Source organism: Planomonospora algeriensis (assembly GCF_977012225.1).
The window spans coordinates 1-3,607 of sequence record NZ_CDRNDK010000563.1 but is presented as its reverse complement, the minus strand read 5'-3'; the positions used below and the strand labels follow the sequence as shown (position 1 = coordinate 3,607).

Sequence of the window (3,607 nt, the reverse complement as noted above, 5' to 3'; positions counted from 1 at the left end):
CGGGACGCGGACCGGGGCTCCGGCCGAAGGCGGTGCGGGGCCGGCGAGGCGGCCGCCGGGCGGATTCCCGCGATGATCGCGAGGAGCGGATCATGACGACCCCTGGACGGGGCGAGATGGGCAGTTCGTCTACATTGAAGCGGACAGTGGGCCAATCGTCCTTATTGGATCTGGCCATCATCTCGTTGAGCGGACATCTTTGACATATGAGTGAGCTTCGCCCGGAGACCCGTACCGTCCACCTTCCGCAGCCGCCGCTGGAGGGCAGCCGCCCGATCACGGTGCCGCTCTACCAGACCTCCGGTTTCGTCTTCGACGACCCGGCGGTCTTCGCCGACGGGATGAACCGCCCTGACGGGCCGTTCGTCTACGGCCGGCTGTCGAACCCGACGGTCCGCTCCCTGGAGGAGGCAGTCGCGGGCCTGGAGGGGGGCGTCGGCGCCGTGGCCACCGGCTCGGGCATGGGCGCGATCAACTCCGTGCTGCTCGGCCTGCTCCGGCCCGGCGACCACGTGATCGCGCAGAAGGCCCTCTACGGCGGCACCGCCGGGACGCTCAACGACCTGACCGCGCGGTTCGGCATCGAGGTCTCCTACGTCCCCGAGGACGACCCCGCCGCCCTGCGCGCCGCCGTACGGCCGTCCACGAAGCTGGTCTACCTGGAGACGATCGCCAACCCGGTGACCCAGGTGGCCGACCTGCCAGGGATGTGCGCCGCGGCGCGCGAGGCCGGGCTGGTCTCGGTGGTGGACAACACCTTCGCCTCGCCGATCCTGTGCCGCCCGATCGAGCACGGCGCCGACATCGTGGTGCACTCCACGACCAAGTACCTGGGCGGCCACACCGACGTGCTCGGCGGCATCGCGGTCTTCGCCTCCGACGAGCTCCACCGCACGGTGTGGAAGTACGCCGTCGGCCTGGGCGCGACCGCCGACCCGTTCGCCGCCTGGCTGACCCTGCGCGGCATCCAGACCCTGCCGCTGCGCATGGAGCGCCACTGCGCCAACGCCCACGAGCTGGCGCTCCGGCTGGACGCCCACCCGGCGGTCGCGGCCGTGCACTGGCCCGGCCTGCCCTCGCACCCCTCGCACGCGCTGGCCGCCAAGCTGCTGCCGGGCTTCGGCGGGGTCTTCTCCTTCGACCTCGTCGGCGGGCGCGCCGCCGGGGAGCGGTTCATGAGCGCGGTACGGCTGGCGCTGCTGGCCCCCTCGCTCGGCGGCGTGGAGACGCTGATCCTGCACCCGGCGACCACCTCCCACAAGTCGCTGACCGCCGAGGAGCTGGCCCGGCACGGGATCGGCGAGGGGACCGTCCGGGTGGCGGTCGGCATCGAGCACGTCGAGGACCTGTGGGCCGACTTCGAGCAGGCGCTCTCCCGGTCCTGAACCGGTCCTGAACCGGTCCTGAAACCGGCGCTGGAACGGGCGTTGAGACGGGTGCTGAAACCGGCCCTGAACCGGCGCTGAAAAGGGACTGTGACCTGCGGTCATGACCTGGGATCCCGGGCCGGGGCGCGGTAGCATCGGCATGGGCGGCCCGCTTCCCGGGCCGCCCTTCCGTGAGCGTCCTGCGGGGGTGGCGCCATGCCGCTGAAGAGCTACGGGGTCCTGGCCGGCCGGGCCGTCGAGCGGCGGCGGGAGGGGTCGACCGACACCCCCCACTACCAGCTCCACCTGACCGACGACGCGGGAGTCTCCTACCGGATCGCGGTCAACGTCCTGTCCCAGCAGGCCCCCTCCGAGCTGCTCTACCACGCCGACGAGGACTTCCGGCACCCGCTGACCGCGCTGCTGCCGCGGAGCGCCGGGGGCTGGACCGCCCTGGCCTCCGCCCCCGGCGGGGCCGCGCTGGACTTCGTCCGGGGCAACCTGTTCGACCCGGCCGCGATGCGCGCCCTCCCTCCCGACCTGCCGGGGGTGGACAACGACCTGGCCGACAAGTTCGACCACTACGTCGAGCGGGCCGTCGCCGACCCCGCCGCGATCGTCTACGCCTTCGGCGAGCGGTGGGGCCCCGAACCCCGCACCCGGGACAAGGTCTTCGGGTTCCTGCCCGGCAACGGCGTGCACGACATCCACATGAACCAGGGCAACTCGCGGCGCTTCCGCGGCGACGACGGCGTCTGGCAGGACGGCGGGCTGCTGCTGTCCTTCCCGGGCGAGTCCCGGTGGGTGGCGATCTTCCTGGCCTTCCAGTCCCAGTCCTGGCACACCGACGACGCCACCGGGCACGCCCTGCAGGAGGTCCCGGTCCGGCCCGGCCCCGGCGAGGAGCCCGTCCGGATCGTGGCCGCGCTGGTCAACCCCGCCGGCCCCGGGCCGGGAGGCGAGACCGTCACCCTGCTGAACGCCTCGCCCGCCCCGGTGGACCTCGCCGGCTGGCGGCTCGCCGACCGGCGGGGGAACGCCTTCCCGCTCCCGGCGGGCGCGCTGGCCCCCGGCGCGGTCCTCGCCGTACTGGTCGGGGAGCCGTTCGCGCTGGGCGACGGCGGCGGCACGATCACCCTGCTGGACGCGGCCGGACTCAAGGTCCACGGCGTCTCCTACACTTCGGCGCAGGGCCGGCGCGAGGGCTGGACGCTGACCTTCTGAAGTGTGAGCCGGGATATGGACGAGGGGTGCCGCGGGTGAGCGTGTCGACAGAGGACGTGGAGCGGGCGGCGGCGCGCATCGCGGGGCATGCCCGCCGTACCCCGCTGCTGGAGGCCGAGCCGGGGCTGCTGCTGAAGCTGGAGACCGTGCAGCACTCCGGGTCGTTCAAGGCCAGGGGCGGCTTCAACCGCGCCCTGGCGGCACGGGAGGCGGGGGACCTGCCCGAGGCGGGGCTGATCGCGGCCAGCGGCGGCAACCACGGCCTGGCGGTGGCGCACGTCGCGCGGGCGCTGGGGCTGCGGGCAGAGATCTTCGTGCCGACGGTGTCGAGTCCGGTGAAGGTCGCCGGACTGCGGGCGCTGGGGGCGGAGGTGACCCAGACCGGGGCGATCTACGCCGAGGCCTACGAGGCGTCCGTCAAGCGGGCCGCGGAGACCGGAGCGCTGGAGATCCACGCCTACGACCAGCCCGACGTGGTCGCCGGCCAGGGCACGGTCGGGCTGGAGGTGCTGGAGCAGAGCGGGGGAGTCGACACCGCGCTCGTCGCCGTCGGCGGCGGCGGGCTGGTCGCCGGGGTGGACGGCCGCGCTCGGCGGCCGGGCCCGGGTCGTGGCGGTGGAGCCCGAGCGGATCCCGACCCTGAACCGCGCCCTGGCCGCCGGAGGGCCGGTCCGGGTGGAGGTGAGCGGGGTGGGCGCCGACGCGCTGGGCGCCAGCCTGATCGGCCGGATCGCCTACGACGTCACCAGCGCCGCCGGGGTGGAGAGCGTCCTGGTGCCCGACGAGGCCATCGTCGAGGCCCGCCACGAGCTGTGGCGGGCCTACCGGATCGCCGCCGAGCACGCCGGGGCCGCGGCCCTGGCCGCCCTGCGCTGCGGCGCCTACCGGTCGGCCCCCGGGGAGCGGGTGGCCGTCATCGTCTGCGGCGCCAACACCGACCCCGCCACACTCACCTGAGCCCGAGCCCGAGCCCGAGCCCGAGCCCGAGCCCGAGCCCGAGCCCGAGCCCGAGCCCG

Annotated in this window: 2 protein-coding genes and 1 pseudogene; all 3 read left to right on the top strand. The window is 74.4% G+C overall.

From position 1 onward, the window contains the following. Positions 1 to 206 precede the first annotated feature (206 nt). The 3 genes and pseudogenes from ACWJ6R_RS32460 (at position 207) to ACWJ6R_RS32450 (ending at position 3,548) form a co-directional block, all read left to right on the top strand. Entirely contained in the window at positions 207 to 1,385 is a 1,179-nt protein-coding gene (locus ACWJ6R_RS32460) for a trans-sulfuration enzyme family protein (RefSeq protein ID WP_449065877.1), read from the top strand. A 198-nt stretch (positions 1,386 to 1,583) separates the two neighbouring features. Next, positions 1,584 to 2,591: a DUF2278 family protein gene (locus tag ACWJ6R_RS32455; protein ID WP_449065876.1), complete on the top strand. Its 1,008-nt coding sequence runs from the start codon at positions 1,584 to 1,586 to the stop codon at positions 2,589 to 2,591. 26 nt (positions 2,592 to 2,617) lie between these two features. Next, positions 2,618 to 3,548: pseudogene (locus tag ACWJ6R_RS32450) on the top strand (threonine/serine dehydratase). The last annotated feature ends 59 nt before the right edge of the window (positions 3,549 to 3,607 follow it).

Coding starts and splice junctions, on each gene's coding strand:
- ACWJ6R_RS32460 (WP_449065877.1), top strand. CDS start 207: ATGAGTGAGCTTCGCCCGGAGACCCGTACCGTCCACCTTCCGCAGCCG.
- ACWJ6R_RS32455 (WP_449065876.1), top strand. CDS start 1,584: ATGCCGCTGAAGAGCTACGGGGTCCTGGCCGGCCGGGCCGTCGAGCGG.